This window comes from Marinobacterium profundum, assembly GCF_001528745.1.
GTDB lineage: Bacteria > Pseudomonadota > Gammaproteobacteria > Pseudomonadales > Balneatricaceae > Marinobacterium_A > Marinobacterium_A profundum.
Window position 1 is genome coordinate 1 of sequence record NZ_BCNS01000087.1, and the last position, 1,526, is coordinate 1,526.

Sequence of the window (1,526 nt, forward strand, 5' to 3'; positions counted from 1 at the left end):
ATTAACCCGCCGGGTTAATAAAATGAAGCGAAGCGAAAAAAGCCCGCTGTTTTTAGTCCTGTTTGAATAATTTGTTAGCCTGCAGACTGTGGCACAAGCGCTACTAGGAACTCGGTGCCATCAGGATAAGAACTTCGGAAATCGGCTTTACGAGGCTTTATGCCCATGTTGTGCCAAGGGTCCATCCAGCCCTTCCGAGTCTTAATTATGTAATGGTGCCCGTCATAAGGCTTGTCGCCAGAAATACAAACGATTGTTCCTTCACGAAATCGCTCTGGTTCTTGCCAGTCGGCTATGACTCTATAGCCTCGTTCCTGAAGTGCTAGCGCGATGTGATGGAGTTCCAAGCCTTTCGGATTAGCGTTTACGGACTTACCGCCCTTATGCTTACGGAGCAGATCCTTCGCTTCTGAGTAAGAAGTGCCAAGAAATGATGCTACACATGCAACGCCACAGCCCCACTCTTCTGTTTGGCTAACGAGGTCAAATCTATTCACCGAAATCTCCTATTCTGGCTAACGCCTTGGCTCACCTGCAACCTTTGCTGAGAGCATTTTTTGTAAAATGGAGCTACGCGACATATACAAAATGAGCGTAGCAAAGGTTGTCAGCGTGCAGCTAATTGTTAAATGCTTACTCCGATTCTAGGCTTTTACTATTTAAGCCAACCCAGCTTTCAAACGCATTAAAAGATGCAGGCCATACCTGATTGTATTCACTTTCAAATATAGCCATGATGTAATTCATCATGGGCCTTTGTTCGCCTACAAATAATTCTTGGCTGTTGTTGCAAAATTCCGTTTTATAGTTCTCAACATCTATCTTTGAATATGTGGCAGACATTCCTTGCCAATTTGGATGCGTGGTCTCAGAAAGATCACCATACATTTTCATAATTCCATTGTGTTTTTTATCTGCTTTCTCAATCATAGTGAGAATATTGATAGATTGGTGTTTGGTCATTTCGTTTCTTGACCCCAAAAGCAGCTTTGATGTTGCGTCCGAAAGCTCCTGAAATCCTTGACCAGTATTAACTACAGCATCCATTTTCTGGGACGAATATATAAGTAGTACTAGTGTTTCAATAGAAGCCCTCAATAGAATTCTGGAGCCTATATACATTTCTTGCTGGGCCAATAGCGCCGCCTGCTTTAACAGGTCTACGAGGCGCCAAGCCACAAGCTCTCTAAGCACATATATTCGATGAAGCAATTTCCATTTGTGCGCTTCTGAATTCTGCGCGTACAGAGATGCAAGATCCACCTCTTTGCATAAAGTGCTTTCCCATTTTCCGACGGCTTCTAGATATTCATTCATGGCTTTACATTTAACGCCGTTTTAAGCGGCAAATTGTAGTTGGCTAAAATAAGTGAGGCACGAACAAAAAGCCAACTGTAATTTGTCTGACTTGAAAACCCTTGTTAGGTGTACGATTACACCAGGGCGAACGCATGAACATTATTTGATCAATCCAAGCTGTCCCTTCTACACATCTGACGCTGCTGACGAGCCCTCACATCATAAGC

Annotated in this window: 2 protein-coding genes; both read right to left on the reverse strand. The window is 43.4% G+C overall.

Annotation, left to right across the window (positions count from 1 at the left end):
• Positions 1-74: 74 nt before the first annotated feature.
• Positions 75-497: a cysteine peptidase family C39 domain-containing protein gene (locus MPRO_RS05470; protein ID WP_067288484.1), complete on the reverse strand. Its 423-nt coding sequence runs from the start codon at positions 495-497 to the stop codon at positions 75-77.
• A 136-nt stretch (positions 498-633) separates the two neighbouring features.
• Positions 634-1,317 (reverse strand): hypothetical protein, encoded by a 684-nt coding sequence (locus MPRO_RS05475; RefSeq protein ID WP_067288490.1) that lies wholly within the window; start codon positions 1,315-1,317, stop codon positions 634-636.
• Between the last annotated feature and the right edge of the window lie 209 nt (positions 1,318-1,526).

Excerpts from the sequence above, each read along its gene's own strand:
- MPRO_RS05475 (WP_067288490.1), bottom strand. The coding sequence starts at position 1,317 with ATGAATGAATATCTAGAAGCCGTCGGAAAATGGGAAAGCACTTTATGC.